The 24,320-nt window shown below is 68.1% G+C and carries 21 protein-coding genes; 4 read left to right on the plus strand and 17 right to left on the minus strand.

Features of this window, described 5'->3' with window-relative positions:
* Positions 1–18: 18 nt before the first annotated feature.
* The 11 genes from hldE to G3446_RS01810 form a co-directional block, all read right to left on the minus strand.
* Positions 19–1,449, minus strand: coding sequence for a bifunctional D-glycero-beta-D-manno-heptose-7-phosphate kinase/D-glycero-beta-D-manno-heptose 1-phosphate adenylyltransferase HldE (gene hldE / locus G3446_RS01760; RefSeq protein WP_280818759.1), 1,431 nt, complete (start codon positions 1,447–1,449; stop codon positions 19–21).
* A gap of 48 nt (positions 1,450–1,497) precedes the next feature.
* Positions 1,498–4,056: an EAL domain-containing protein gene (locus G3446_RS01765; RefSeq protein WP_164450678.1), complete on the minus strand. Its 2,559-nt coding sequence runs from the start codon at positions 4,054–4,056 to the stop codon at positions 1,498–1,500.
* The gene (locus tag G3446_RS01770; protein ID WP_164450679.1) at positions 4,053–6,173 is read right to left on the minus strand and encodes an HDOD domain-containing protein; all 2,121 of its coding nucleotides are present in this window, start codon (positions 6,171–6,173) and stop codon (positions 4,053–4,055) included. The genes G3446_RS01765 and G3446_RS01770 overlap by 4 nt, the downstream gene beginning before the upstream one ends.
* A 70-nt stretch (positions 6,174–6,243) precedes the next feature.
* The gene (locus G3446_RS01775; RefSeq protein WP_164450680.1) at positions 6,244–7,050 is read right to left on the minus strand and encodes a polysaccharide deacetylase family protein; all 807 of its coding nucleotides are present in this window, start codon (positions 7,048–7,050) and stop codon (positions 6,244–6,246) included.
* A 39-nt stretch (positions 7,051–7,089) separates the two neighbouring features.
* Positions 7,090–7,599: an NADH-quinone oxidoreductase subunit B family protein gene (locus G3446_RS01780; RefSeq protein ID WP_164450681.1), complete on the minus strand. Its 510-nt coding sequence runs from the start codon at positions 7,597–7,599 to the stop codon at positions 7,090–7,092.
* A gap of 156 nt (positions 7,600–7,755) precedes the next feature.
* Positions 7,756–9,363, minus strand: a complete 1,608-nt coding sequence (locus tag G3446_RS01785) for a hydrogenase large subunit (RefSeq protein WP_164450682.1) — start codon at positions 9,361–9,363, stop codon at positions 7,756–7,758.
* Complete coding sequence (locus G3446_RS01790) at positions 9,360–10,832, minus strand: hydrogenase 4 subunit F (protein ID WP_164450683.1); 1,473 nt, start codon at positions 10,830–10,832, stop codon at positions 9,360–9,362. Before G3446_RS01790 ends, G3446_RS01785 begins: the two co-directional genes overlap by 4 nt.
* 163 nt (positions 10,833–10,995) lie before the next feature.
* Positions 10,996–11,691 (minus strand): formate hydrogenlyase, encoded by a 696-nt coding sequence (locus tag G3446_RS01795; RefSeq protein WP_164450684.1) that lies wholly within the window; start codon positions 11,689–11,691, stop codon positions 10,996–10,998.
* Positions 11,688–12,638 carry a respiratory chain complex I subunit 1 family protein gene (locus G3446_RS01800; RefSeq protein WP_164450685.1) on the minus strand — a complete coding sequence of 317 codons (951 nt, stop codon included), beginning with the start codon at positions 12,636–12,638 and terminating at the stop codon, positions 11,688–11,690. The genes G3446_RS01795 and G3446_RS01800 overlap by 4 nt, the downstream gene beginning before the upstream one ends.
* A gap of 661 nt (positions 12,639–13,299) precedes the next feature.
* On the minus strand, positions 13,300–15,318 hold the full coding sequence (hyfB, locus tag G3446_RS01805; protein ID WP_164450686.1) for a hydrogenase 4 subunit B: 2,019 nt from the start codon (positions 15,316–15,318) through the stop codon (positions 13,300–13,302).
* On the minus strand, positions 15,315–15,587 hold the full coding sequence (locus G3446_RS01810; protein WP_164450687.1) for a helix-turn-helix domain-containing protein: 273 nt from the start codon (positions 15,585–15,587) through the stop codon (positions 15,315–15,317). The genes hyfB and G3446_RS01810 overlap by 4 nt, the downstream gene beginning before the upstream one ends.
* A gap of 248 nt (positions 15,588–15,835) precedes the next feature.
* Here G3446_RS01810 and G3446_RS01815 point away from each other — a divergent pair, with 248 nt between their 5' ends.
* Together G3446_RS01815 and G3446_RS01820 are read left to right on the plus strand one after the other, a co-directional pair.
* The gene (locus G3446_RS01815; protein ID WP_164450688.1) at positions 15,836–16,069 is read left to right on the plus strand and encodes an AbrB/MazE/SpoVT family DNA-binding domain-containing protein; all 234 of its coding nucleotides are present in this window, start codon (positions 15,836–15,838) and stop codon (positions 16,067–16,069) included.
* On the plus strand, positions 16,056–16,475 hold the full coding sequence (locus tag G3446_RS01820) for a PIN domain-containing protein (protein WP_164450689.1): 420 nt from the start codon (positions 16,056–16,058) through the stop codon (positions 16,473–16,475). The genes G3446_RS01815 and G3446_RS01820 overlap by 14 nt, the downstream gene beginning before the upstream one ends.
* Before the next feature lie 138 nt (positions 16,476–16,613).
* Here G3446_RS01820 and G3446_RS01825 read toward each other — a convergent pair whose 3' ends face one another.
* Entirely contained in the window at positions 16,614–17,453 is an 840-nt protein-coding gene (locus tag G3446_RS01825) for a Spy/CpxP family protein refolding chaperone (RefSeq protein WP_164450690.1), read from the minus strand.
* Between the two features lie 189 nt (positions 17,454–17,642).
* On the opposite strand from G3446_RS01825, the gene G3446_RS01830 reads away from it, so the two are divergent.
* Both G3446_RS01830 and G3446_RS01835 read left to right on the plus strand, forming a co-directional pair.
* Positions 17,643–18,365 (plus strand): response regulator, encoded by a 723-nt coding sequence (locus G3446_RS01830; protein WP_164450691.1) that lies wholly within the window; start codon positions 17,643–17,645, stop codon positions 18,363–18,365.
* The gene (locus G3446_RS01835) at positions 18,365–19,798 is read left to right on the plus strand and encodes an ATP-binding protein (RefSeq protein WP_209262213.1); all 1,434 of its coding nucleotides are present in this window, start codon (positions 18,365–18,367) and stop codon (positions 19,796–19,798) included. Before G3446_RS01830 ends, G3446_RS01835 begins: the two co-directional genes overlap by 1 nt.
* A gap of 139 nt (positions 19,799–19,937) precedes the next feature.
* On the opposite strand, the gene G3446_RS01840 is transcribed toward G3446_RS01835, so the two are convergent.
* From G3446_RS01840 to G3446_RS01860, 5 genes are read right to left on the minus strand one after another with little or no spacing between them, the layout of a single operon-like run.
* Positions 19,938–21,011: a glycosyltransferase gene (locus G3446_RS01840; RefSeq protein WP_164450692.1), complete on the minus strand. Its 1,074-nt coding sequence runs from the start codon at positions 21,009–21,011 to the stop codon at positions 19,938–19,940.
* Positions 21,008–21,424 (minus strand): type II toxin-antitoxin system VapC family toxin, encoded by a 417-nt coding sequence (gene vapC, locus G3446_RS01845; RefSeq protein ID WP_209262214.1) that lies wholly within the window; start codon positions 21,422–21,424, stop codon positions 21,008–21,010. The genes G3446_RS01840 and vapC overlap by 4 nt, the downstream gene beginning before the upstream one ends.
* The gene (locus tag G3446_RS01850) at positions 21,424–21,621 is read right to left on the minus strand and encodes a type II toxin-antitoxin system VapB family antitoxin (protein WP_164450693.1); all 198 of its coding nucleotides are present in this window, start codon (positions 21,619–21,621) and stop codon (positions 21,424–21,426) included. The genes vapC and G3446_RS01850 overlap by 1 nt, the downstream gene beginning before the upstream one ends.
* A 50-nt stretch (positions 21,622–21,671) precedes the next feature.
* Complete coding sequence (locus G3446_RS01855) at positions 21,672–22,760, minus strand: glycosyltransferase (RefSeq protein WP_164450694.1); 1,089 nt, start codon at positions 22,758–22,760, stop codon at positions 21,672–21,674.
* Complete coding sequence (locus tag G3446_RS01860; RefSeq protein ID WP_164450695.1) at positions 22,757–23,815, minus strand: glycosyltransferase family 9 protein; 1,059 nt, start codon at positions 23,813–23,815, stop codon at positions 22,757–22,759. The genes G3446_RS01855 and G3446_RS01860 overlap by 4 nt, the downstream gene beginning before the upstream one ends.
* Between the last annotated feature and the right edge of the window lie 505 nt (positions 23,816–24,320).

Raw genomic sequence — 24,320 nt, forward strand, 5'->3', positions numbered from 1 at the left:
CTGCTGTCCCTGTCCTGCTCATCGATCCCGGATGGTCCCGATGATGCGGCTCGTCGAGCGGCCCGGCAGGAAATCGAGCACGCGGACCTCGCCGCCGCTCGCGCGCACGCAGTCGGCCCCGGCGATCTCCTCCGGCCGGTAATCCCCACCCTTGACCAAAACTTCCGGCCTGACCGCGCAGATCAGCGACTCGGGCGTGTCCTCGGCGAAGGGACAGACCCAATCGACCGACGCCAGCCCGGCGAGCACCGCCATGCGCTGCTCCACGCCGTTGACCGGACGACCCGCACCCTTGAGGCGCTGCACCGAGGCGTCGTCGTTGACCGCGACCACCAGCCGATCCCCAAGCCGTTTGGCCTGCTGGAGATAGGCGACATGGCCCTCGTGCAGGATGTCGAAGCAGCCATTCGTCATCACCACACGCTCACCGGCCGCGCGGGCCGCGGCAGCTGCGGCGACCAAGGCGTCGCGGTCGAGCACCGGCTGCCACTCGCCACCGCGATAGGCCAGCTCCAGCTCGGCGGCCGTCACGCTCGCCGTCCCCAGCTTGGCGACCGCCAGCCCGGCGGCGCAGTTGGCCAGCGCGCAGGCCTCGGCCAGCCCGACGCCCGCACTGATCGCCGCCGCCAGCGTGGCGATCACAGTGTCTCCCGCCCCGGTGACATCGAAGACCTCGCGCGCCTGGGTCGGCAGATGCAGGGCCTCCGCATCGGGCCGCAGGAGCAGCATGCCGCGCTCGCCCAAGGTCACCAGTAAGGCATCGAGCTGCAGCTCCGCACGCAGCCGCTGGCCTTTCTCGATCAGCATGGCGTCATCGACGCAAGCGCCGACGATCTGCTCGAGCTCCGCGCGATTCGGCGTCAGCAGGGTCGCCCCGCGGTAGGGCGTGAAATCCCGCCCCTTGGGGTCCACGAGCACGGCCTTGCCTTGGGTCTTGGCGATCGCAATCAGGCCCTGCGGATCGGCCAGCGTGCCCTTGGCGTAGTCGGAGAGCAGCAGCAGGTCGGCACAGGTCAGCGCCTCGGCAACCAGCTTGGGCAAGGGGTCGATATCCGCGGGAGCCAGGGACTGCTCGAAATCGAGCCGGATCAACTGCTGGTGGTGGCTCAGCACCCGCAGCTTGGTGATGGTCGGGACGTCGGGCCGACGGTGCAGCCTGGCCCGGATGCCCTGGGACGACAGCCGCTCGGCGAGCAGGTCGGCAGCCGCGTCCGCACCCGTGACCCCGACCAGCGCCGTGTCCGCGCCGAGCGCGGCCAGATTGAGCGCGACATTGGCCGCCCCGCCCGGGCGGTCCTCGACCTGCTCGACATGCACGACGGGCACAGGTGCCTCGGGCGAGATGCGTCGCGTCGCGCCCGTCCAATAGCGATCGAGCATGACGTCGCCGGCCACGAGGATGCGTGCGCGGCCGAGGTCGGGGAAGCTGGGCGGGGGCGTGCGGCTCAAGGTCGGCTCCGTTCGTCCAAGCGCCGGGGAGCCCGGCGGGCCCAGATTCTACTGGATTGTCGGCCACCTGGCCTCTGGCCCGAGCAGCTCCTCGATCGGACGCGGCGCGCCGATCCCATAGCCCTGGGCGAAATCGATCCCGATATCGCGCACCCGCGCCAGGGACTCATCGCTCTCCACGAACTCGGCGACCGTCTTGATCCCCATGACCTGGCCGATCTCGTTGATCGACCGAACCATGGCATAGGCGACCGGATTGACCGCGATATCCTCGACGAAGATCCCGTCGATCTTGATGAAGTCCACCGGCAGCGTCTTGAGATAGGCGAAGGAGGAGAGTCCGCTGCCGAAGTCGTCGAGGGCGAACCTGCAGCCCATGTCGCGCAGCGCCCGAATGAAGTTGACGGCGCTGTACATGTTCGAGATCGCCGCCGTCTCGGTCACCTCGAAGCACAGCTTGGAGGTCAGGCCTTCGTGCGCCTCGAGGCGCTCGACCAGCCAGCCCAGCAGGCGCGGGTCGCCCAACGAATGCCCGGAGAGATTGATGGAGCAGAGCGTCAGCTCGGCGAGATGCGCCGGATTCTCGCTGAGCCAGGTAATGGCGCGATCCAGCACCCACTGATCGAGCCGGCAGGCGAGATGATAGCGCTCCGCGGCCGGGAAGAAGGCGCCCGGCATGACCATGTCGCCACACTTGTCGCGCATGCGCAGCAGCAGCTCGTAATGATGCCCTTCGCTGTCGCCACTCAGCGGCATGATGGGCTGAAAGGAGAGACCGAAGCGATCTTGCTCGAGCGCCTCGGTGATCCGCGACACCCACTGCATCTCGCCGTGGCGCCGGGCCAGCTCGGTGTCGTCCTCGGTATAGACATGGATGCGATTGCGGCCGGCATCCTTGGCGGCATAGCAGGCGTTGTCGGCGGCGCTCAGCGCGGCGTTCATTCCGGTCACTTCGGCATCGATCATCACCAGGCCGACACTGACCCCGACCCGAAAGCCCTTGTCACCCCAGACGAAACGGAAGTCGCTGACGGCCTTGCAGAGGCCCTCGGCGACCCGGATCGCGCCATCCGCCGAGCACCTCTCCATCAAGAGTCCGAACTCGTCTCCCCCCAAACGGGCCAGGGTATCCTGCTGACGAATGCGGCCTTCGAGGACACGCGCGAGCTGGCGCAGCACCGAGTCGCCGGCGATATGACCGCAGGTATCGTTGATGACCTTGAACTGGTCCAAATCCAGGTAGCAAAGGGCATGCTGAAAGCCCTCCCGCCTAGCGCTCGCGAGCGCTAGGCCCAGCCGCTGCTCGAAGGCGCGGCGGTTCAGGAGGCCGGTCAGGTCGTCCAGGCTGGCCTGGAGCTTGAGCTGCTCGGAGAGCAGATGCGCCTCGGTGTTGTCCAGCCAAGAGCCAACCAGCTCGATGGGGCGGCCGGCGGCGTCGCAGACGAGACGCACGCTGTCACGCACCCAGCGCCAGCCGTGGTCGCGATGCCGGATGCGGTACTCCAAGCTGCTGCTCAGCGCGCCGGGGAGACCATCGAGATCGGCGCGCACGCCCGACAGGTCATCCGGATGGACCAGATGCTGCCAGCGGACCCGGCCACTCAAGAGCTCCGCCGGGTCGAAACCGAGCAAATCTCTGACATTGTCACTGACGAAGGTGAGCGGCCGCTCGCCTTCGGGCCGGCGCGCATAGACCACGGCTGGACTGGTGCTGATGACGTGCGCCAGGAGCTCGTCCGAGCGGCGCCGAGCCGCTTGCGCCTCGTAGCGCTCGCTGAGATCGCGCGCGACGCCGATCAGCTCGCCCTGAACGCCCGGGACCGACTCCGTCCCGGCATTGCCGAGCGACAGCAGCTTGATCTCGACTGGCATGGGGAGCGCCCCCTGAATCTGGGTCTCGATGGCCCTCGTCTCGCCCTCTGGCGCCTCTGCGAGCTCGACCAGGGCACGGCTCACACGCCCCCGTTGCGCCGGAGCGACGAGATCCAGAAAAGACCGCCCCGTGGCTTGCTCCGCCGGGCTTCCCAGGAGAGACGTCAAGCGCTCATTGACGAAGCGCAGACGGCCGAGACCGTCCAGGACGAAGATGAGATCCGGCGAGCTGTGCACCAGGAAGCGATGCAAGCGGTCCGACGCGCTCAGCTGCTCCAACATGAGCGCATGCGAGCGCTCCGCCTGGGTGCGCCGGCAGCAGCGCCCGATCCGCTCCAGCAAATCTTCGACCCGATAGGGCTTGGCAAGGAAGTCGTGCGCGCCTTGGCGCAAGGCCGCCGTCGCCTCGGGAACCGAGCGCGTTCCGCTCACCACCACGACGGCGGTCTCCGGACAGGTCTCGCGCAGGAACTCGAGCACCTGCATCCCGCCGACCTCGGGCATCGCCAGGTCGAGCAGGACGATGTCGAAGTCGGCGTCGCTCAAGCGCCGCAGGGCCTCGTCACCATCGGCGGCACAGCTGACTTGGAAGCCGCGCCGACTGAGCAGCCGCGACAGGCTCGCGCGGACCTGAGGCGCGTCGTCGACGATCAGGAGGCGGCGACAGCGTCCTGCGTCCTCATCGGTGGCGAGAGGCTGAGACAGCTCCGGATCCCCTTGGAACGCATCGTTCATCCCGTTCTCCGCGCTGGCTCGCGACAGGGCGGCATCAAGACCCGAAAGCGACTGCCCCCGCCGCTACCGGGAAAGTAGCCGACCATGCCGTCTACCCCCTCGACCAAGGTCCTGACCACCGTCAGACCGACGCCTGCGTGCCCTGGCTTGGCGCTCGTGATGGGCTGGAAGAGCCCCGCGACACGCTCCGCGGGGACCCCAGGTCCATCGTCGCTGACGCTGAGCTCGACATAGACCTTGCCGGCGACGTTGACCCCTGCGCGCAGGTCGACGCAGATCTGCCCGCCCGCGCCGAGCGCCTCCGCGGCGTTACGCACCAGGTTGATGAGCACCTGCTTCAGAGCATCCTCGCCGAGCGTCAGCGCGGGGATCTCCTCGGCACAACACAGCCTCAGCGCGATCCCGCGCGGACGACAGAGCGCCTGCTCCAGCACCCCGCTCAAGCGCCTGATTGCAGTGGAAGGGGTGGTGTCGCCAGTGTCGGGAGACGCGGCGGGCGCGTCGTCCACCAGGCGCACCAAGATGCCCCCGACCCGCTCGACCTCTTGCCTCAGGACCCCGAGGTCCTCGCTGGCCTCCGGATCACCCTGCAGCCGGTCGACGAGCAGATCCAGATAGCTCTGCATCACGGTCATGGGGTTGCTGGCCTCGTGAACGGCCGCATGGAGACGACTCTGCTCGAGCAGCCGACGGTCTTCGTCGGCAAGCTGGCGCTGGGCGACACGCGCGCGCAGCCCCATCAGGGCGAGGCCGGCCTCGCTGCCCAGCAGCATCAGCAAGCGGGTCTGCGTCAAGAGCCGAGCGAGCTGGGCGGGCTGGGTCTGCAGCACAGCGACGCCCTGGCATCCGCCGGGCGCCCTGAGCGGCAAGTACAAGACGCCGGAGGCCGTCCCCATGACCTGGCGATCGAAGACGCTCACATCGGGCGAGTCCGCCATGGCCTGGGTGATCGCGCCTGAGGTGAAGGCCTGAGCGGCCCGGGAGGCGCCGCCGTCCGCCGTACAGGACAGCTCGGCGAAACGTCCGTCGCTCGCGCCTGGATCCAGACCCTTCAGACGGCCCCCTGCGGCGGGAAGGAGGTAGCGCGTGCGATCGACGCCGAAGAGGAGACTCAGCATCTGCCCGAGCACCGCGAGCAGGGCGGACTCGTCGCGCTCCCCGCCGAGATCCTCCCGAAGCCCCGCGGCCAGGCTGTGGGTCCGCACCGCGGAAAGGAGTCGAGACTCGCCCTTGAGCCGTATGCGCTGGGATGCGGCCTCGTCCGCCCGCGTCTCCTCGACTGGCGCGATACCCAGCGGACCGGCGAGCTCGGCGACCACGGCACGACTCTCCTCGCGCAATTTCCGCAGCATCGAAGGGGTCAAGCCGAACAGCAGGTCGCCCGCCGCGAAGGCATCCGCATCGTCCCAGTGGACACTCTCCAGGGCATTGGCGACGTGGAGCAGGCGCACCAGGAGATGCGCGTCGACCAAGGCGGCCGTCTCGGCGTGATGGAACCTGCAGGCATCCGCCAGGAAGGACTCCAGACGCCAGGCCGAGATCAAGGCTGCGCCGACGGCACAGTGATCCGTCCCCACCAAGCCGCGCTCGCGCGCGACGAGCGGCTCGGCGCATCCCGCCTCGGCAAGGAGCTGAATGTAGGCTGCACCCTTCTGCGAGGCGATGATGAGCTGCCCGATGTCATGCAGCAGCCCGGCCAGATAGGCCTCGCTGGGGCAGGCATGGCCCAGGGTCTCGGCAAGACGCTGAGCCAGATGCGCCGTGCGCAGCGCATGTGTCCAAGACCGGCAGATCTCGTCGCGTGGAATACTGAGCTGCTGAGAGAGCGCCTGCATCAAGGCGGTGGTGATGGCGATGCGCCGGACAGTTTCGAGCCCCATGGTCACCAAGGCGCGATCCAGGCGCGTCTCCGTGCTCGGCTGGCGCCGGTAGAGCGCCGAGCTCGCGACGGCCAACATCCGAGCCGCGACCACGGGATCCTTCGCGCAGATGGCCGCGAGCCGCGAAAAATCCACGTCTGGATCGTCGAACGACTGGAGCAGCTCAAGCAGAACACTGGGGAGGGCGGGCAGCTTGGCCAGGTCCGTTGGATCGATATTCTTGTTGTTCTTGTCCACGGGCATGATCTGGGGGCAGCTGCGGAAGGCAGTTTAGGCAGCAAGCACGGCAGCTAGTCGTCCTTTTATATCAAGTTATTCCTTGCTTTTTGTGATGGATATCAGCTTTTGCGTCATTGGGCACGAATCGTCTCCATTCGACGAGTGCCGGCTTGGGGGCGTTCTTGACCGCGAGCTTCCACCAGACGCCGAGCAGATCGTCGCCGTAGGAGATCGCCTTGCGGGGCAGGATCAGGGGATGATCCGCTGGGCTTGCTGGGCCACGCAGACAGGTCGTGGCGCTTAGATAGCCGGCCTCTGCCGCCAAACCGACGGTCTCGGCGTCGAAGCTGCCGAAGGGGTAGCACAGGTGCTCGACCGCCTCGCCCAGGGCATCCTCCAGCGCCGCCTTGCTGTCGCGCAGCTCGCGGCGCTTGGTGGCCGCATCGACCTCGCCGAGCTTCACATGGTTCACGCTATGCGATCCGATGGTGATCCCCGCCGCACGCATCTCCCGCAGCCGCGCGCCACTCATGAGGCTCGGAATCGGCCGGCCTGGGTCCTTGCCGAACCACTCGGCCCGGCGCCCCAGCCAGTTGCTGATGGCATAGAGGGTCGCGGAGAAGCCGTGGCGCTGGAGGACAGGCAAGGCGTAGTCGGCGAAGTTGTCGTAGGCGTCGTCGAAGGTCAGCACCACCGCCTTGGGCGGGATGGGGCGCTCGCCGCGCAGGCAGGCGAGCGCCCCATCCAGCGGCAGCACCCGATAGCCGAACCGGTCCAGCAAGGCCATTTGCGCCGCGAAACGGCGGTGATCGCAATAGTTCGCACGATGCGCCTTCATGGGCGCGAACTCGCCCACCTGGTGATACATCAGGATGGAGATGCCGGGCGGCGTCATGCCGGGACATCTCCCGAGACGAGCGGCCTCGAAGCCAGCCTAGGCACGGAGCGCATGCAGCAGCCCTTTCAGCAGCGCGAGCGGCGAAGGCGGACAGCCGGGAATCTTGGCATCCACCGGAATCACCCGCTCGACCGCCCCGCAGCTCGCGTAGGAGACACCGAATTCGCCGCCCGTGCAGGCGCAATCACCCGCCGCGATGACGAACTTCGGCGCGGGCGTCGCGCGCCAGGTCCGGCGCAGCGCCGCCTCCATGTGCCGCGACACAGGCCCAGTCACCAGCAGCGCGTCGGCATGACGCGGCGAGGCGACGAAATGGACCCCGAAGCGCGCGACGTCATGGTAGGCATTGTTGAGCGCATGGATCTCCAGCTCACAGGCATTGCAGGATCCGGCATCCACCTGCCGAATCGCCAGGCTCCGCCCGAAGCGGGCATCGATGCGGCGACGCAGCTCCATGCCGACGCCATCGAGCTCGGCGTCTTCGAGCCGCGGCGGCGCCTCGGTGACGACGCCCGTCTGGAATGATTTCTTGAGGATTCGAAACATCAGCCGTCATCTATAAAGAGCGCTGTCAGCTCCCAGCCTCCAGCGGCCAGCTTTTTGGAATCAGTCCGTAGGGTGGACAAGCGCAGCGCAGTCCACCAGCGCCGGTGCGGGATTTGGTGGACTTCGCGCTCGCTCGTCCACCCTACAGGTCTTGGTCTACAGATCCTGCCCCGAATATGCCCCATTCACGGACTTATTGCAGACGGGAAAGTCCGGGACGATGTTGCCCTGGATGAGCCGCTCCAGGGCGGGCCAGGTGAACCAGCTCGGGTCGCGCGGGAAGTAGCGGGCGATGCGGCCGTCCGCACCGAAGCGGACGACGCTCAGGATCTCGCCGCGCCAGCCTTCGATGATCCCCAGCCCTAGGGCGCCCGCCTCCGCCTCTGGAAGATCGGTCCGAACGGGCCCCTCAGGTAGGGCCTTCAGGAGTCGATCCATCCAGCCCAAACTGTTGCGGACCTCCGCCATGCGCACCCGCACCCTGGCGGCGACATCGCCCTCGGGCAGCGTGGCACCATCCATCGCCAAGCCCTCATAGGGCGCATAGGGACTGTCGCGCCGCACGTCGAAGGAGAGCCCGCTCGCCTTGCCGACATAGCCCGTGCAGCCGAGCTGGCGTGCGTCGCTCTCGGAGAGTACGCCCGTCGTCATCAGCCGGTCGTCCAGCGAGGGATGGTCCGCGACCACGTCGAAGATGGGGGCGATCTCCGACTTGAGCTGGGCCTGGTCCTGCAAGAGCTCTTCCGCGACCCTTTCGCAGACATCCGCCGCGACACCGCCAGGGACCAGAGCATCCATCATCAGCCGATGGCCGAAGACCGCCTGGCTGCGGCGCTGCCACAGCTCCCGCAGCCGGCCGCACTGGACGTGTGCGAAGGCGAAGCCGACGTCGTTGCAGACGGCGCCGATGTCGGCCAGGTGATTGGCGACGCGCTCGCGCTCGGCCATGAGCCCGCGCAACGCCAGCGCGCGCGGCGGAACGACGCAGCCGGTCGCCCGCTCCATCGCCTGACAGGCCGCCCAGGCGTGGGCGACCGTCGCATCGCCAGAGACCCGCCCGGCCAGACGCGCCAAGCCGGCGGGGTCGCGCCCGACGGCCAGCTTCTCGATGCCCTTGTGGACATAGCCCAGCCGCTCCTCGAGCTGCAGCACGTCCTCGCCCATGGCGTGAAAGCGGAAGTGGCCGGGCTCGATGATGCCGGCGTGCACCGGGCCGACGGGGATCTCGTAGACACCTGCTCCCTGCACGCGCCCGAAGGGATAGTCGGCATCCGCCGGGGTGCGTCCGACCGGCTCTCCCGCGAGCGGAAAGGCGCTGCGCAGCGGAAAGCTGTCCTCCGGCCAGGCCTGGTGACGGGTCCAACGACGGCCGTCCGGCTGACCGGTCAGCTCCAGGCCCGTGAGGTCGTGCGCATGTCGCTCCAGCCGATCGACGCCAGGATAGAAGGCCGCCTGGGAGGCCAAGACGGGGCGCAGCATGGGGACCTGGGTCTCGAGCACCAGATAGTCGCCCGCGTGCTCCAGACAGGCCTGGACGCGGATGGCTCGGTCCTCGGCGGCCAGAGCGCTGTCATCAAGACAGTCGGCCCAGAGACCCGCATGTCGCAGCCCCATGTCGGCGGCGACCCGGGCCGCCGTCGCCCAGTGCTCGGCGGCCAGCGCCAAGCGGATTGCCGGCGCCAGCGCCAGGGCATCCTGCGCGACGATGACCTGCTCGGCCCCGAGCCTGGCGAGAAAATCGGACAGCCAATCCAAGCCGCTCATAGCAGGTGGCTCCCCGTGATGAGCTGGGTCGCGCTATCCAGCCAGGCGGCAAGAAAGCCCGGGATCGCCAGCCCCAGCCAGAGCACCAGCCCCAGGTGTACCAGCACCGGCAGCATGTTGGCCTGGACCGGCAGCTGACCCTCGGGCGCGCTGCCGTAGACCATGGGGTGCAGGTGCCGAAACAGCCCCGCGAAGGCGATCACCAGGCCGCTCAGCAGCACGACGGTAAACCAGGGATAAGACTGCATGGTCGCGGTCAGCAGCAGGAATTCGCTGGTGAAGACGCCGAAGGGCGGAAAGCCCGCGATGGCCGCGACGCCGATCAGCAGCGACCAGCCCACGGCAGGCTGGGTGCGGATCAGCCCCCGGATGCGATCGATGGCCTGGGTCCCGGCGATATGGGTCGCATGCCCGACGGTCACGAAGATGGCGGACTTGGTGAGCGAGTGCACCAGCATGTGCAGCAATCCGCCGAAGGTCGCCAGCGGCCCGCCCAGCCCGAAGGCGAAGGTCATGAGCCCCATGTGCTCGATCGACGAATAGCTGAACATCCGCTTGATGTCGCGCTGACGGTGCAAGAAGAGCCCGGCGACCAGGAAGGTCGCCAGCCCGAAGCCCATCAGCAGGGCGCCCGCCAGGTGCGGCGTCGCCGTCTCCGCCAGCGAGCCGTCGACCAGCATCTTGAGCCGGATCACGGCGTAGAGCGCCACCTTCAGCAGCAGCCCGGAGAGGACCGCGGACATGGGCGTCGGACCCTCGGAGTGGGCATCCGGCAGCCATTGGTGCATGGGCACCAGACCGACCTTGGTGCCATAGCCGACCAGCAGGAAGACGAAGGCGATGCGCATCACCGTGGGATCCAGCGCATGGGCATGGGCATGGAGCACGCTCCAGGTCAGCCCCGCCTCGGCCTCCTGGACGACGTGCTGGGAGGCGAAATAGGTCAGCACCGTGCCGAAGAGCGCCAGCGCGATCCCCACGCCGCAGAGGATGAAGTACTTCCAGGCCGCCTCGACGGCCTCGGGCGTGCGGTAGAGCGACACCAGCAGCACGGTCGCCAGGGTCGCGCCCTCGACCGCGACCCAGAGCACGCCCAGGTTGTCCGTCGTCAGGGCCACCAGCATGGTCAGCATGAAGGCCTGATACATGCCGTGATAGATCCGCAGGCTGCCGACACTGATCCGCCCGGTCGCGCAGACATGGCGCATGTAGGGCCGCGAGAAGATGGATGTCGTCAGACCCACGAAGGCCGTCAGCACCACCAGGTAAACGTTGAAGGCATCGACCCGAAAGCCCGTGCCCTCGACCGTCCCCTGCGCGGCGACCGACAGCGCCAGCCAGAGCGCCCCCGCGAGCGTCAGCGCCGAGACGCCCAGATTCACCCAGCCAGCCGGCCCGAGGGCGCGCATCATGATGAGTGCGAGGCCACCCAGGAGGGGCGTGAGGAGCGTCAGTGCGAGCGCATTCATGTGGGAAGCCTCCAGCCGCCAGCTTCCAGCCTCCAGCCAAAGGGCATCCGAGCAGCATCCAAGCTCGCACCGGGCGCAGCCGCCTGCGGAAAAGATCCGGCGCAACAGCCTCGCGCCACATCGCTGGCAGCTGGAGGCTGGAGGCTGGCAGCTCTCTTCGATCTCATCCGCCGCCCTCCTCGACTTCAACCGTCTCCGTCAGCCGATTGAGCCGATCCACGTCCAGCGAGTCGATACTCTCGCGGATCTGGAAGAAGAAGACGCCGAAGAGCACCATGGCCACCAGGACGTCGAAGGCCACGCCCAGCTCCACGACCAGCGGCATGCCGGCGGTCGCGGAGACGGCGGCGAGGAAGAGCCCGTTCTCCATCGACATGAAGCCCAGCACCTGTGCCACCGCCTGCTGGCGAAAGACCATCATCAGGAGTCCGATCAGCACCACGGCCAGGCTGACGGCGATGATGTTGCGGGTGAAGGCCAGCCCCTGGGCAACCATGGGCACCACCACCCAATAGCTGAAGATGACCAGGACCACGGCCGCCATGATGACCAGCGTCGGGCGGGCCAGGGTCTCGGTGTGCCGCTCCAGCTCCAGGCGTCGGGCCAGCCGGTGCAGCATCCAGGGGATGAGCAGGGCCTTGAGCCCGAGCGTCAGCAGGGCGGAGAAGTAGAGGTGCGAGGCGTCCCCCGCGAGGGCGACGGTGAAGGTCACGGCCGCGACCAAGGCGCCCTGCCAGGCGAAGACATGGATGGCCGCGACCAGACGCGGCTGAGCCAGCAGCACGAAGGACAGAAAGAGCGCCAGCGCCGCGAGCAGCAGCACGAACTGCTGCAGCAGCGTCATGACCGTCAGGCTCATGTCCCCACCTCCAGGATGACGTGGCTCAAGAGCCCCAGCAGCCCGAGCAGCAAGGCCAGGTTCAGGAAGGCCGGCACGCGGAAAAGGCGCATCTTCGCCAGCACCGTCTCGCCCACGGCCAGCACGACCGCCAGAACGCCCAGCTTCAAGACCACCGCGACCAGTCCCAGCCCAAGCGCCACGGGTCCGAAATCACCGGCCAGACCCCAGGGGAAGAAGACGTTGACGACCAGCACCCCATAGAGCAGCAGCTTGAGCTGGGCCGCCCATTCCATGAGCGCCAAGTGGCGGCCGGTGTATTCCAGCACCATGGCCTCGTGGATCATGGTCAGCTCCAAGTGCGTCGAGGGATTGTCGACCGGGATGCGCCCACACTCCGCCACGGCGACCAGGATGAGCGCCCCGAAGGCGAAGAGATACGAAGGACGCAGCAGGAAGCCGTCGGCCAGGTGATGCTGCATCACGCTCACCAGGCTGGTGCTGTGCGCCGTCATCGCCAGGGTGAAGACCGCCATCAGCAGGGCCGGCTCGGCCAGCGCGGAGATCATCATCTCGCGCGAGGCGCCCATGCCGCCGAAGGCGGTGCCCACATCCATGCCGGCCAGCGCGAGGAAGAAGCGCGCCAGGGCCAGCAGCCCGACGAGCACGATGATGTCCGCGATCTGCGCCGTCGGCAGATCCAGCGCGACCAGCGGCACGGTCGCCGACGCCAGCCAGGTCGCGACGAAGACGATGTAGGGCGCGATGCGAAACAGCGGCGAGGCCGTGTGCGCCACCCGCGTCTCCTTGAAGAGCAGCTTCCGCAGATCCGCGTAGGGCTGCAGCACGGAGGCGCCCCGGCGATTCTGCAGCCGCGCCTTGACCTTGCGCAGCCAGCCCACCAGCAGCGGCGCCAGCGCCGCGCAGAGCAGCGCCTGGAGCAGGGCGATGAGCCAGGCGCTAAGCATGCGCGCATCCCAGCACTCTGGCCAGTCTGGCTCCCAGGCTCCAGCGTGGGAGCAGTTCAGCGATGCTCCAGCGTCGCGACCCGGCCCGCAGAGCGGGCGGGCGGCATTTCCACGCCGGAGCGTGGGAACGAGATACACATCTTCGTGGGAGCGGCGCCCCGCCGCGACGAGCGCAGCGTCCCCGATCGCGGCGAGGCGCCGCTCCCACCAGCAATAGCCGTAGGGTGGACAAGCGCAGCGCAGTCCACCAGCACCGGCGCGAGACCCGGTGGACTTCGCTCGCGCTCGTCCACCCTACAAGCGCGTACGGCCAGCCCACCAGCAGCGATGCGATCAGCCAGGCGCTAAGCACGAGCGCCCCCTTCCAGCCTGGCTCCCACGCTCCAGCGTCGGAGCAGGTCGGCGACGCTCCAGCGTCGCGACCCGGCCCGCAGAGCGGGCGGACGGCATTCCCACGCCGGAGCGTGGGAACGAGATACACATCTCCGTGGGAGCGGCGCCCCGCCGCGACGAGCCCAGCGTCCCCGATCGCGGCGAGGCGCCGCTCCCACCAGCAATAGCCGTAGGGTGGACAAGCGCAGCGCAGTCCACCAGCGCCGGCGCGGGACCCGGTGGAGCGCGGGCTCAGGTCGGCATGAAATAACTCGCATCAGCCACCCCATCACGCCCCCGAGATGATCCACAGCAGCACCAGGAGCGTCGCCAGAGTCCAGCCGAGATAGACCCGCACATTGCCCGACTGCAGCCGCACCACCCGGCGCGAGGCGAGCTCGACCCCACGCGCCACAGGCACATAGAGCCATCCCCAAAGCCGATCCGCGAGCCTCAGCCGATAGCGCTGGACGCCGTCGCCGCCGGTCGTGCGCGTCTCGTCGATCTCGAACAGCAGTCCAAAGACCCGCCGCACCGGCTGTGCGAAGGAGGCGGCCGTGTACTGCATCCGCGGCGTCGGGGCGGCGAATCCGCAGTCCCAGGGGTCGCAGCGCCGGGAACGGCGCACCGTCCGGCGCTTGAACCACCAGATCGCCACGCCGGCGATGAGGGTCAGCGCGAAGACGTTGAGCGGCGCACTATAGCTTGCGGTCTCGGAGGAAATGGGCGTCAGCCACAGCCAGCCGTTGGCGCCCGCCTGCGGGATGCCGGTACCCAGCAGCTGGGCGGAGACCGGCTCGATCAGATGGACGACCTGGGTGGGCAGAACGCCCAGGAGCACGCAAAGCACCGCCAGAAACCCCTGCCCGAGGCGCATCCCAAAGGGAACCGCCCGCGCCCGGCGCACATGGCGGCTGCGCGCCTGACCAAGGAAGGCGACCCCATAGACCTTGACGAAGGTCGCCGCGACCAGGGCGCCGGTCAGTGCCAGCACGGCGGAGGCGATGGGGATGAGGCTGCGCAGCACACCGCTGTCGAGCTGCCAGGCCTGGAGCGCCGCCTGAAAGGTCAGCCACTCCGAGACGAAGCCGTTGAAGGGCGGCAAGGCGGAGATCGAGAGGCAGCCGACGAGGAAGAAGTATCCCGTCCAGGGCATGCGCCGCAGCAGCCCGCCCATCTGCTCCAGGTCGCGCTCGTGGGCGCTGTGCAGGATGGCCCCGGCGCCGAGGAAGAGCAGCCCCTTGAAGAGCGCGTGATTGACGGCGTGATAGAGGGCCGCGACCAGAGAGAGCGCGCCAAGCATGGGATGACCCGTCGCCTGGAACAGCAGCGCCAGCCCGAGCGCGATGAAGATGATCCCCAGATTCTCCACTGACGAATAGGCCAGCAGCCGCTTGAGGTCCGTCTGCATCAGGGCGAAGAGCACCCCCATGAGCGCCGAGACGCTGCCCACGGCCAGCAGCACCACGCCCCAGAGCCACTGCACCTCGCCGTTGAGGTCCAGCACCACGCGGACGAAACCATAGACCGCGACCTTGAGCATGACGCCCGACATCAGGGCCGAGATGTGCGAGGGCGCCACCGGATGCGCCTCGGGCAGCCAGGCGTGCATGGGCACCAGACCCGCCTTCATCCCAAAGCCGAGGAAGGCCAACGCAAAGGCGACGCTCGCCCAGCCCGGCGAGAGCGCCGCCGTCCGCATGGCATCGAAATCGAAGCCGCCGCCGAAGGCCGCCAGCACCCCGAAGCCGAGCAGGATCGCCAGCCCGCCGATATGGGCCATGAGCAGATAGAGAAAGGCCGCGCGACGGTTGGCCGGGTGCTCGTGCTGGAAGGCGACCAGAAAATAGGACGCCAGCGACATCAGCTCCCAGGCCACCATGAAGAGAAAGGCGTCGTCCGCCAGCACCACCAGCAGCATCCCGGTCAGAAAGAGCCCGGTGAAGCCGCCGAGCGCCGCGAGCGAGTCGCGGCCCTGCTCGAAACCGCGCACATAGGCCGGGCCATAGAGGCCGACGGCCGTTGCGACCAGGCCGATCACCGCGAGAAAGAGCCCGGACAGGGCATCCAGCCGCAGATGCCAAGGCATCCAGGGCAGGCCGAGCGGCAAGGTCACCGTGAAGCTGCCGCCCTGAGCCAGGACCAGCAGCCCCGCACCGAGCGCCGCCACACCGGAGAGGCCCACCAGAGGCATGGCCGCCAGACGCAGGACGCGCGGCTCGCGCCCGGCCAGAAGCGAGACGCCAGAGGACCCCAGGGCCAAGACCAACGCCAGGAAGGCCAGCGACAGCGCCGGGCTCCCACTCATGCGCCCGGATCCTCGGTCGGCCGCTGCGCCTTGAAGCGCACCCCGCGCCCGCCGCCCGCACTGGTCGCGCCCTCGCCGATCAGCTCGACCCCGGCACGCTCGAGCGCCTCGACCACCTTGACCAGGGACTCGACATTGCCGCGCACCTGCCCGTCGCTCGCCTCCATGCGCTGAATGGTCGGCAGCGACAGACCGGCGACCTCGGCGAGCCGGCGCTGGTCCATGCCGAGCAAGGCGCGCGCGGCCCGCAGCTGGGCAGCCGTAATCATGTCTGAGACATCGGAAGTGATGGCATGGAGAAGAGTTTAGAAAGATCAAGGATGAGAAAGCAAGTATGAGGCAGCGGCCGAAGCGAGTTTCAGAGGTCTATCGCCGCGCTCTCCAGAAGTCAGTGCTTGGCGCGCGAGGCGCAGTGCTCACCTGATGGGGCAAACCTCAATGGACATCCCTTTGGACATGGAGCCCCACGGGATATACATTTCCAACAAGTAGATCCAACACATCCAACGAGGTAAAGATGCGAGTTTCAAAGTGGGGCAACAGTCTCGCGGTTCGCCTGCCCGCCACGGTGGTGGAGGCGCTGGACCTAAACGAAGGTGACAACATCGAGATTCAGGTGGAAGGTGCTCGCGCACTCAGCGTTGCCAAGGCGCCCGACAACCAGGCTCTCCTGGAGCGACTACGCAAGTACCGGGGCCGACTGCCCAAGGCGTTTCGTTTTGACCGACTGGAAGCCAATGAGCACGAGTAGGGCCTTCTTCGATACCAACGTGCTGCTCTATCTGTTGTCGGAGGAGACTTCAAAGGCGGATCGCGCAGAAGCAGTGCTGGCCGATGGAGGCACCATCAGTGTTCAGGTGCTCAACGAATTCGCATCCGTGGCCTCGCGGAAGCTCGGCCTCTCCTGGGCGGAGATCCGCGAGGTGCTTGGCACGATCCGGCAGCTTTGCAGCATCGAGCCCCTGCTGCTCGCGACCCACGAGCGAGGGCTCGCGATCAGTGAGCGATATGGGCTCTCGATCTACGATGCGTTGATCGTCGCCTCCGCGCTCAACGCCGGGTGCAATCTCCTGCTCACCGAAGACCTCCAGAACGGGCAACGGATCGATGAGACGCTCGAAATCAGAAATCCTTTTGCGAGCGAAGACGGCAGATAAGGGAGCGACCCTTTTCGGTCATGAGGATCCGATGACACTCGATCTTGTCATCTTGCTGCGAGCCGTCCTGGGCGCGTTGACCTCTAGGTCAACAGGTGTCGGCCTGGAGGCCGACACTCCCAGGGCTGGGTCTGCTGGCTACCAGCGTCCTCCATGGCCGCGCTTCTGGCTCAAGAGCCGAGCGGCCTCGGCGCGCTGATCGGGTGTGAGCGCCGCATAGAGCTCCTGCCGCGCGCTCCACATCTGCTCACGCTGGCTCTGCCGAGACTCCCGCAGCGCGTCCATCTGCTCCGGCGTTAGGCTCCCGCCGAGCCGCGCCTCGCGGCGACTCCTGATGATGTCATCCCGCGCGGTGACGGCCTCGGCGTACTTGCTCCAGGCGGGCTCCTGCTCCGGCGTGATGCCGAGGCTGGTCTTGAGCTGGTCCAGGCGCTGCGCCCTGGCCGCCGGATCCGCGAAGCCCTTGGGACCGCCGAATCCCCTTCCACGACTCTGCTTCGACCGCATCAGCTGACCGGCCTGGGCACGCTGCTCGGGCGTGAGGGCGGCCAGGAGCGCGAATCTTGCAGTCTGCATCCGATCGCGCTGGGTCTGGCTCGATTGACGAAACTCCTCGATCTGCTCGGCTGTGAGGTCCCCGCTGAGCCGCGCCTCGCGATGGCCGCTCATGAGCGCCGCCCTGGTGGTCATGGCCGTGGCATAGTCGCTCCAGGCCTGCTCCTGCTCCGGCGTGATCCCCAAGCTGGTCTTGAGCGCGTCCAGGCGTTTGGCGGTCGCCTCCGGATCCGCGAAGTCCATGGGGCCGCCGAATCCGCGCATGGGTCCGCCTCGTCCATCCATGGCGCGCGGCGCGCCGTCCGGGCCTGTGCCATAGCAGTCAGGCCCATAGCCGCCGCGGGCGTAGACGCCGTTGCCGACACCCAATGCCAGAGCGGAGACCGTGAGGATTCCCAGGAGCTTTCGTGTCTGTTGTTTCATGATGCTTCTCCACTGTGATCCCGGACAGGCGCATCCTGCCCGGCTCTGGGGTCGATTTGACGCGCCGCGCGTAAGCTCCAGATGTCTACACAGGGGCTTTTTGTAAGCGAATGTGACAAGGGGGCGTCTTGTGACGCTGGGTTACCATCGGCGCCTTCCTGGGATGTCCGGCCGGAGTAGAGTGCAGCCATGACGACGCAAGACCATATCCTGGTGGTCGACGACGACCCCGAGATCCGCCAGCTGCTCAAGACCTATTTGGAGCGCAACGGCCTGGCCGTGACAGGCGTGGGCGAAGGGTCGGCGATGTGGCAGGTCCTTGAGGGGACCCGCATCGACCTCATCGTGCTCGACATCATGCTGCCTGGGGTCGATGGTCTGGAGCTGTGCCGTCAGCTGCGCGACCGCACGCGGATTCCCGTCATCATGCTGACCGCGCGCGGCGACGAGCTGGACCGTGTCCTGGGGCTGGAGCTGGGCGCGGACGACTATCTTGCCAAGCCCTTCAGCGCGCGTGAGCTACTGGCACGGATCAAGGTGGTGCTCCGCCGGGTGCGCGAGCAGCCCTACGCCGGACTGGACGATGCGCCCGGCGTGCTGGCCTTCGCCGGCTGGACGCTGGATACCCGCACCCAGGACCTGACCTCGCCCAAGGGGGTGCTGGTCTCGCTCAGTCAGGCCGAGTACCGCCTGCTGCTCGTCCTGGCCAGGCATCCCAACCGCGCCCTGACGCGCGATCGGCTGCTGGACCTCACCCAGGGGCGCGAGAGCGGCCCCTTCGACCGCAGCATCGACGTCCTCATCGGACGCCTGCGCCGGCGGCTGGGCGACGACGCCAAGGAGCCTCGGCTCATCAAGACGCTGCGCGGGCGTGGCTATCTGCTCGCGGCACAGGTCGAGTCGCGGCCCTGATGGCGCTGCGCCTGCGCATCCTGCCGGCCTCGCTCTTCGGGCGACTGACCCTGGTGCTGCTGGTGGGACTGGTGGCCGCCCAACTGCTGTCCGCGACCATCCTGCTGCGCGACCGCGGACAGACGCTCTACCAGTCCATCCAGAGGGGATTCGTCGAGCGAACGGTCGGCATCGTCAGGCTGCTGGACGTCCTGACGCCGCGCGAGCGCGCCCGCCTGCTGCCGCTCTTCCACACCCCGGAGTCCCGCGTCAGGCTGGCCGAAGAGCCGTCCGAGACCGCGCCCGGCCAGGGTGTCGCGGAGGCCGCCGCCGAGCGGCTGCGCCGTCAGCTCAGCGGGCGCCTACCCCCAGACACCGAGCTGCGGGTCGTGCTGGACAATGACCTCCGCTTCCTAACCCGCCGACGTGGCAGAGACCACCGCCCACCGCCGCCCGATCATCCGCCGGGCATGGGGCCGGAGCCCCGCCCCTGGTCCGCGCTCGCGCGGGGCCGCCCCATGGCGCGCGGCTTCTTCATCCAGATCCGCCTGACCGATGGAACCTGGGTGCAGTTCGTCCGCGCCGTCCCGGAAGACGTCTTCGAGCGTCCGGCGCGGCTGCTGCTGACGCTCGGCATCCTGCTCGTCAGCGTCATTCTTCTCGCCCTGCTGGCGGTGCGCTGGCTGGTCGGCCCGCTGCGGACGCTGCGCAGCGCGGCCGAGGCGCTCGGCCGCGACATCCGGCGTCCCCCGATCCCCGAGCGCGGCCCGCTGGAGGTCGCCCAAACCGCCCATGCCTTCAACACCATGCAGCAGCGGCTACAGCGCTTCATCGACGACCGGGCGCGCATCCTCGCGGCCGTCTCTCATGACCTCAAGACGCCGCTCACCCGGATGCGCCTGCGCACGGATCTGCTCGACGACGCGGAGCTGCGCGCCAAGCTCCAGCGCGACCTCGACGACATGGAATCCATGGTGAAGGCCACGCTGGACTTCATGCAGGGCAGCGACAGCCGCGAGGCCACACAGACGCTCGACCTGAACGCCCTGCTCGAGACCATCCAGTCCGACGCCCAGGACGCGGGCTGGACCGTATCGCTGACCGGCAGCGCCGACGCGCCCATCCAGGCGCGGCCCAAGGCCCTGAAGCGCTGCATCACCAACCTGGTCGAGAACGCGGCGCGCTACGGCGGCGGCGCCGAGATCGGCGTGGAGGAGAGGCCGGGCGCCCTGGTCATCCTGGTACGGGATCGCGGGCCGGGCGTACCCCAGCCACTCCTGGAGCAGGTCTTCGAGCCCTTCTTCCGCCTGGAAGCATCGCGCGCCCGACACAGCGGCGGCACCGGCCTGGGGCTGGGAATCGCTCGCAACATCGCCCGGGGGCATGGCGGCGACCTGCTCCTGCGCAACCGTGTGGACGGCGGGCTTTGCGCGGAGCTGACGCTGCCTCAGTAGCGGCCGCGGGCGGACACCGCCGTGGGAGCGCCACCCCGGCGCGACGGGCGCCAGTCGCGGCGAGGCGCCGCTCCCACGCCATTTTGCTCGACCGCGTGGGCGATTCCATGATCGATGCCGCGCGGGCTGGACCCTGCGCTCAGTCGGCGAGGCAGCGATAGAGCTCCAGATAGCGGTCCATGATGGCTTGGCGGCCAAACTCGCGCTCCACGCGCTCGCGGCCTCGGTCGACCATGGTGGTCATGAGCGCGGGGTCGGACAGGGTCTGCTGGATCCCATTCGCCAGCCCGGCGGCGTCCTCGCAGGGCACGCAATAGGCATCCTCGCCGTGCCGCGCCAGCTCGCGCGCCCCGCGGAAGCGCGCCGTCACCAGCGGCTTTTCCCAGGCCCAGGCCTCCAGGATGACGTTGCCCAGCGTCTCCGCATCTAGAGAGGGGAAGACGACCAGATCCGCCATCTGCAGATAGGGCGCCGGATCGCGCTGCCAGCCGGCCCAGACGATGCGATGGGCCTGCCCCAGCTGCTCCGCCTGCGCCTGGAGCTTGGGGCCCAGGGGGCCGTCGCCGACCATCACCAGGCACAGCGGCCGGTCGGCGATGCGCTCCGGCAGCCGGCTCAGGGCCTCGATCAGATAGCCTTGCCCCTTGACCGGCACGAAGCGCCCGAGCGTTACCAGCACCCAGGCGTCTTCCGGGATGCCATGCGCCTGGCGCCGCTCGGCGACGGCCTCGGGCGCGACCGGACGCGCAGCATCGGCGAAGTTGTAGATGTGGTAGATGCGCTCCGCCGGCAGGCCCTGGCTCGTCATCCAGTCGCAGAGCCCCTTGGTGTTGCCGATCCAGGCATGCGCGTGGCGGTAGGGGCCCAGGGCGTAATAGCCGCCGAGGCGCGAGACATGCACAGGACGCTCGCCGAGCGGCAGATGGGTCAGCCGCGTGGCGCGGCCCATGTAGGTCTGGACGATCTCCGGCTTGAGCTGCCGAACGAGCCGCGTCACCGCCCGCCGCGACCAGGGGTCCCAGGTCGTGCGATAGGGCAGCTTGTGGACCGGGAGCCCGCCCAGGTCCATGCCATCCAGCGCGCTCCCCGCGCGCACCGCGACCTCGGCGGGAGCACCGCAATCCGCCAGCGCATGCGCGAAGCGAATCAGCCAACGCTCGGCACCTCCGAGCGCCTTGCTGGCGACCATTTGCAGGGTGGTTGGGTCGCTCATGAAACCGACCTGACCGAGGCGGCGGGATGGACCTGAAGGCCCAAGATCCGCTCGATGGGCTCAAAATCACGATCAGCGTGCAACAACGTCACTCCTTCCAGGATGCAATAGCTCGCGATGATGACGTCGATGGTCTTGCGAACCGTGATGCCTCGAGCGCGCAAACGCCGGTAGTTGTCCGCTGCAGCCAAGGCGACCTGGTAGCCGCCAAGCTGACGGCAAGGTAGCGAGCAAAGCAGCTGGCGCGCCTGCAGATAGCCTGCTTCGGATCGGAACCCCTGGAGGACCTCCGTCAGGATCAGGTCGCCGATCAGTACCGGCTCGCTCGCAAGCACGGAATCGAGCGCGTCCGTCTGACGAGAGACGACCCCATTGAAGTAGCCGATCCAGACCGAAGAATCGACCAGTACCATCAGGCATCGTCGCGCCGCATGGCGTCCAGGTCACCTTCCCAGCGCAGCTTGCCGCGCGCAGCACGGATGCGCTCCTGCTCCTTCAGACGGACGAGCATTCGGAGTCCTTCCTCAACCGCCTCGCGTTTGGTCTTGAGGCCCGAGAGCGCAAGGGCGCGCTCCATCAGCTCGTCATCGATGACGATGTTCGTTCGCATGACCTTTGCACCAATGTGTACCAGATTCAGATATTATACACATCCGCACTTCAGCCGACGGATTCCATCAGCTCTCGGTAAACGGCAAGATTCCCCTCGACCATGGCGTCGATGGAGAACTCGCGCGCCATGAGCGCGCGGCCGCCTGCGCCGAGGGCGGCTCTGCGGTCGGCGTCCTTGAGCAAGGCGGAGATGGCGTCTCGCAGTGCGAGGACATCGCCGGGCGGCACCAGCAGGCCGTTCTCGCCTTGGCGCACGGCCTCGGGGATGCCGCCGGCGCGGCTGGCGACGATGGGCACGCCGGCGCTGGCGGCCTGGAGCAGGGCGACGCCCAGCCCCTCCATGAGGGCCGGATGCACGACCAGGTCGAGGCAGGGCAGGATTTCGGCGAGGTCGTCGCGGAAGCCGGCGAGCTGAATCTGGTCGCTGAGACCGGCCTCGGCGATCTGCCGTGTCAGCTCATCGGCAAGCGGCCCCTGGCCGAAGAAGCAGATCTGCAGGCTCGGCTGCTCCAACACCAGGTCGCGCGCCGCCTCGATGAGAAAGCGATGACCCTTGCGTGGGATGAGCTGGGCGATGACGCCGATCAGCAAGGCGTCCTCCGCAACACTGAGGCGCGCCCGCACCTCGGCTCCCGCGCAGCCACCGGCGTAGCGCTCGAAGTCCACGGCGCTGCGGACCACGCGCAGCTTGGCGGACGGAAGGCCTTCCTCGAGCAGTACCCGGCCGATGCCCTCCGAGATGGCGACGACCCTGTCGTGCAGCCGGTACTTGAGGGCGACCAGCCACCTCGGCTCAGGGTTGTCGACCCGCCGGGTGTGGATGACGGGAACGCCGGCGAGCCTGGCCGCGATGCCGCCCATGACGTCCGCGCCGATACGGCTGTGCAGATGGACCAGGTCGGGGCGCGTCTCGCGAATGAGGCGTCGCAGCCGGTAGGCCATGAGGACGTCCGCGTCGCCGTGCATCGGCAGGCCATGGACCTCGGCGACGGGCGCCGCCGCCTCCGCTAGGGCGCAGCCGCGCGGGCAGGCGAGCAGGCTCTCATGTCCACGGGCATGGAGCCCACGCAGCAGGTGCAGCACCTGAAAGGCGCCGCCGTAGAGATGACGCCCGCCCTCGACGTGGAGGATCTTCACGCCTTGAGCACCTGCTTGGCGGCCTGGATCACCTCGCCGACCTGGATGCGCTGCATGCAGTCGAGCCAGGGACGCTGCTCGGGCGTCGACTTGGCGCCGCAGGTCGGCCGGCGCTTGCAGGGCGAGCAGGGCAGCTTGTGATAGAGCACGCGGGCATTGGGGCGCGTGGTGTCCAGGTAAGGACAGGTCGAGCCGAACAGCAGCAGGCTCGGCGTATCGAGCGCGATCCCCATGTGGCCGAGGCCAGTGTCCACGGCGACCAGCAGGGCGGCGCGGTCGATCAGCGCGGCGGCCTCGGTCAGGCTGGTCTTGCCGGCCAGATCGACCAGTAGATCGGCTGTCTCGTCGGCGATGCGCGCCGCGGCCTCGCGATCGCCTGGCCCGCCGAGCAGGACCGGAATCAGTCCCAGCTCGTCGCGAATGCTGTGGGCGAGACGCGGCCAGCGCGCCTCGACCCAGTGCTTCTGCGGCCGGGTCGTAAAGGGACAGAGCACCGCATAGCCATTGCCCAAGGCCTCGCGGCGGATGATGTCCTCGACGAAGGCGGCCTCGGGCGCGCCGTAGTGGACCACCATCTGAAAACCGTCGATCGGCAGGTCCAACGACTCGGCCAGAAAGCGATATTCGGAGCCGATCCGGTTGGAATCCCCGCCGCGCGGCAGCCGGCGCGTCATCAGCCACTGACTGCCCTCGCGCGAGCCCAGCCCGATGCGCTCGCGCGCGCCTGAGAGCCGCGTCAGCGCCCCGCTCTTCAACAGACCCTGAAGGTCGATCGCCAGGTCGAAGTCGCGCGCCCGCAGGTTGTCCCGCAGCGTGAGGATGCATCGCCTCAGCTCACGGAAGCGCCGCTCGCGCCACAGCCGCTGCCAGTGGCGAAGGGGACAGACGATGACCTCGTCGAGGTCCGGATGCTGATCGAGCAGCGCCGTGCACTCCGGCTGCACCAGCCAGGCGATATGGGCGTCCGGCCACTTGCGGCGCAGGGCGGAGACCAGCGGCGAGGCGAAGACGATATCGCCGATGGCGCTGAGTCTGACCAGAAGGATGGATTTCATGGTGGCCTTGATCGTCGTTTAGGGAGTGTCCGTCAACTGCTTCCCGCTTTTCTGGTCGCGAAGCCCCTGCTTCGTGACCTCGGCGACGACGCTCTGCTTCACGACGCCGACCACTTCCGGCCCCTGCACCAGGCCGAAAGCAGCGCTGACCCTCAGACTCGCGACGCGGAGCTTCGTCTCGCGGGTGACGCAGCTGGAGCTGCGTCACCAGAGACCGGATCGCGAAGCGAAACACGGACAGCTCCTTCGTCCAGCATCAGCACCATCCGGGGCTGTTCGCGCCCGAGGTCCGGTCCCGTTCAGGTGAAGCCCGTGGTGCGACGCGACGCTGGAGCCTCGGTCCTTGCTCCCACGCCGGAGCCTGGGAGCTAGAAAGAGGGCTGCGGTGACCGAAACGATGATCGGCGCCCTTCCTGATGATCGCTGGTGAGGGAGCCTGGGCAGGGGCGAGCGCGGCGCGAGTCGCGCCGTCCAGCGCGGCGAGGTCGATTGTCGCCGCACCCGA

Source organism: Thiorhodococcus minor, assembly GCF_010820565.1.
Lineage (GTDB): Bacteria > Pseudomonadota > Gammaproteobacteria > Chromatiales > Chromatiaceae > Thiorhodococcus > Thiorhodococcus minor.

Excerpts from the sequence above, each read along its gene's own strand:
- G3446_RS01840 (WP_164450692.1), bottom strand. The coding sequence starts at position 21,011 with ATGAGCGACCCAACCACCCTGCAAATGGTCGCCAGCAAGGCGCTCGGA.
- G3446_RS01810 (WP_164450687.1), bottom strand. The coding sequence starts at position 15,587 with ATGATTACGGCTGCCCAGCTGCGGGCCGCGCGCGCCTTGCTCGGCATG.
- G3446_RS01800 (WP_164450685.1), bottom strand. The coding sequence starts at position 12,638 with ATGCTTAGCGCCTGGCTCATCGCCCTGCTCCAGGCGCTGCTCTGCGCG.
- G3446_RS01825 (WP_164450690.1), bottom strand. The coding sequence starts at position 17,453 with ATGAAACAACAGACACGAAAGCTCCTGGGAATCCTCACGGTCTCCGCT.
- G3446_RS01785 (WP_164450682.1), bottom strand. The coding sequence starts at position 9,363 with ATGAGCGGCTTGGATTGGCTGTCCGATTTTCTCGCCAGGCTCGGGGCC.
- vapC (WP_209262214.1), bottom strand. The coding sequence starts at position 21,424 with ATGGTACTGGTCGATTCTTCGGTCTGGATCGGCTACTTCAATGGGGTC.
- G3446_RS01795 (WP_164450684.1), bottom strand. The coding sequence starts at position 11,691 with ATGAGCCTGACGGTCATGACGCTGCTGCAGCAGTTCGTGCTGCTGCTC.
- G3446_RS01775 (WP_164450680.1), bottom strand. The coding sequence starts at position 7,050 with ATGACGCCGCCCGGCATCTCCATCCTGATGTATCACCAGGTGGGCGAG.
- hyfB (WP_164450686.1), bottom strand. The coding sequence starts at position 15,318 with ATGAGTGGGAGCCCGGCGCTGTCGCTGGCCTTCCTGGCGTTGGTCTTG.
- G3446_RS01820 (WP_164450689.1), top strand. The coding sequence starts at position 16,056 with ATGAGCACGAGTAGGGCCTTCTTCGATACCAACGTGCTGCTCTATCTG.
- G3446_RS01780 (WP_164450681.1), bottom strand. The coding sequence starts at position 7,599 with ATGTTTCGAATCCTCAAGAAATCATTCCAGACGGGCGTCGTCACCGAG.
- G3446_RS01860 (WP_164450695.1), bottom strand. The coding sequence starts at position 23,815 with ATGAAATCCATCCTTCTGGTCAGACTCAGCGCCATCGGCGATATCGTC.
- G3446_RS01790 (WP_164450683.1), bottom strand. The coding sequence starts at position 10,832 with ATGAATGCGCTCGCACTGACGCTCCTCACGCCCCTCCTGGGTGGCCTC.
- G3446_RS01765 (WP_164450678.1), bottom strand. The coding sequence starts at position 4,056 with ATGAACGATGCGTTCCAAGGGGATCCGGAGCTGTCTCAGCCTCTCGCC.
- G3446_RS01815 (WP_164450688.1), top strand. The coding sequence starts at position 15,836 with ATGCGAGTTTCAAAGTGGGGCAACAGTCTCGCGGTTCGCCTGCCCGCC.
- G3446_RS01850 (WP_164450693.1), bottom strand. The coding sequence starts at position 21,621 with ATGCGAACGAACATCGTCATCGATGACGAGCTGATGGAGCGCGCCCTT.
- G3446_RS01835 (WP_209262213.1), top strand. The coding sequence starts at position 18,365 with ATGGCGCTGCGCCTGCGCATCCTGCCGGCCTCGCTCTTCGGGCGACTG.
- G3446_RS01830 (WP_164450691.1), top strand. The coding sequence starts at position 17,643 with ATGACGACGCAAGACCATATCCTGGTGGTCGACGACGACCCCGAGATC.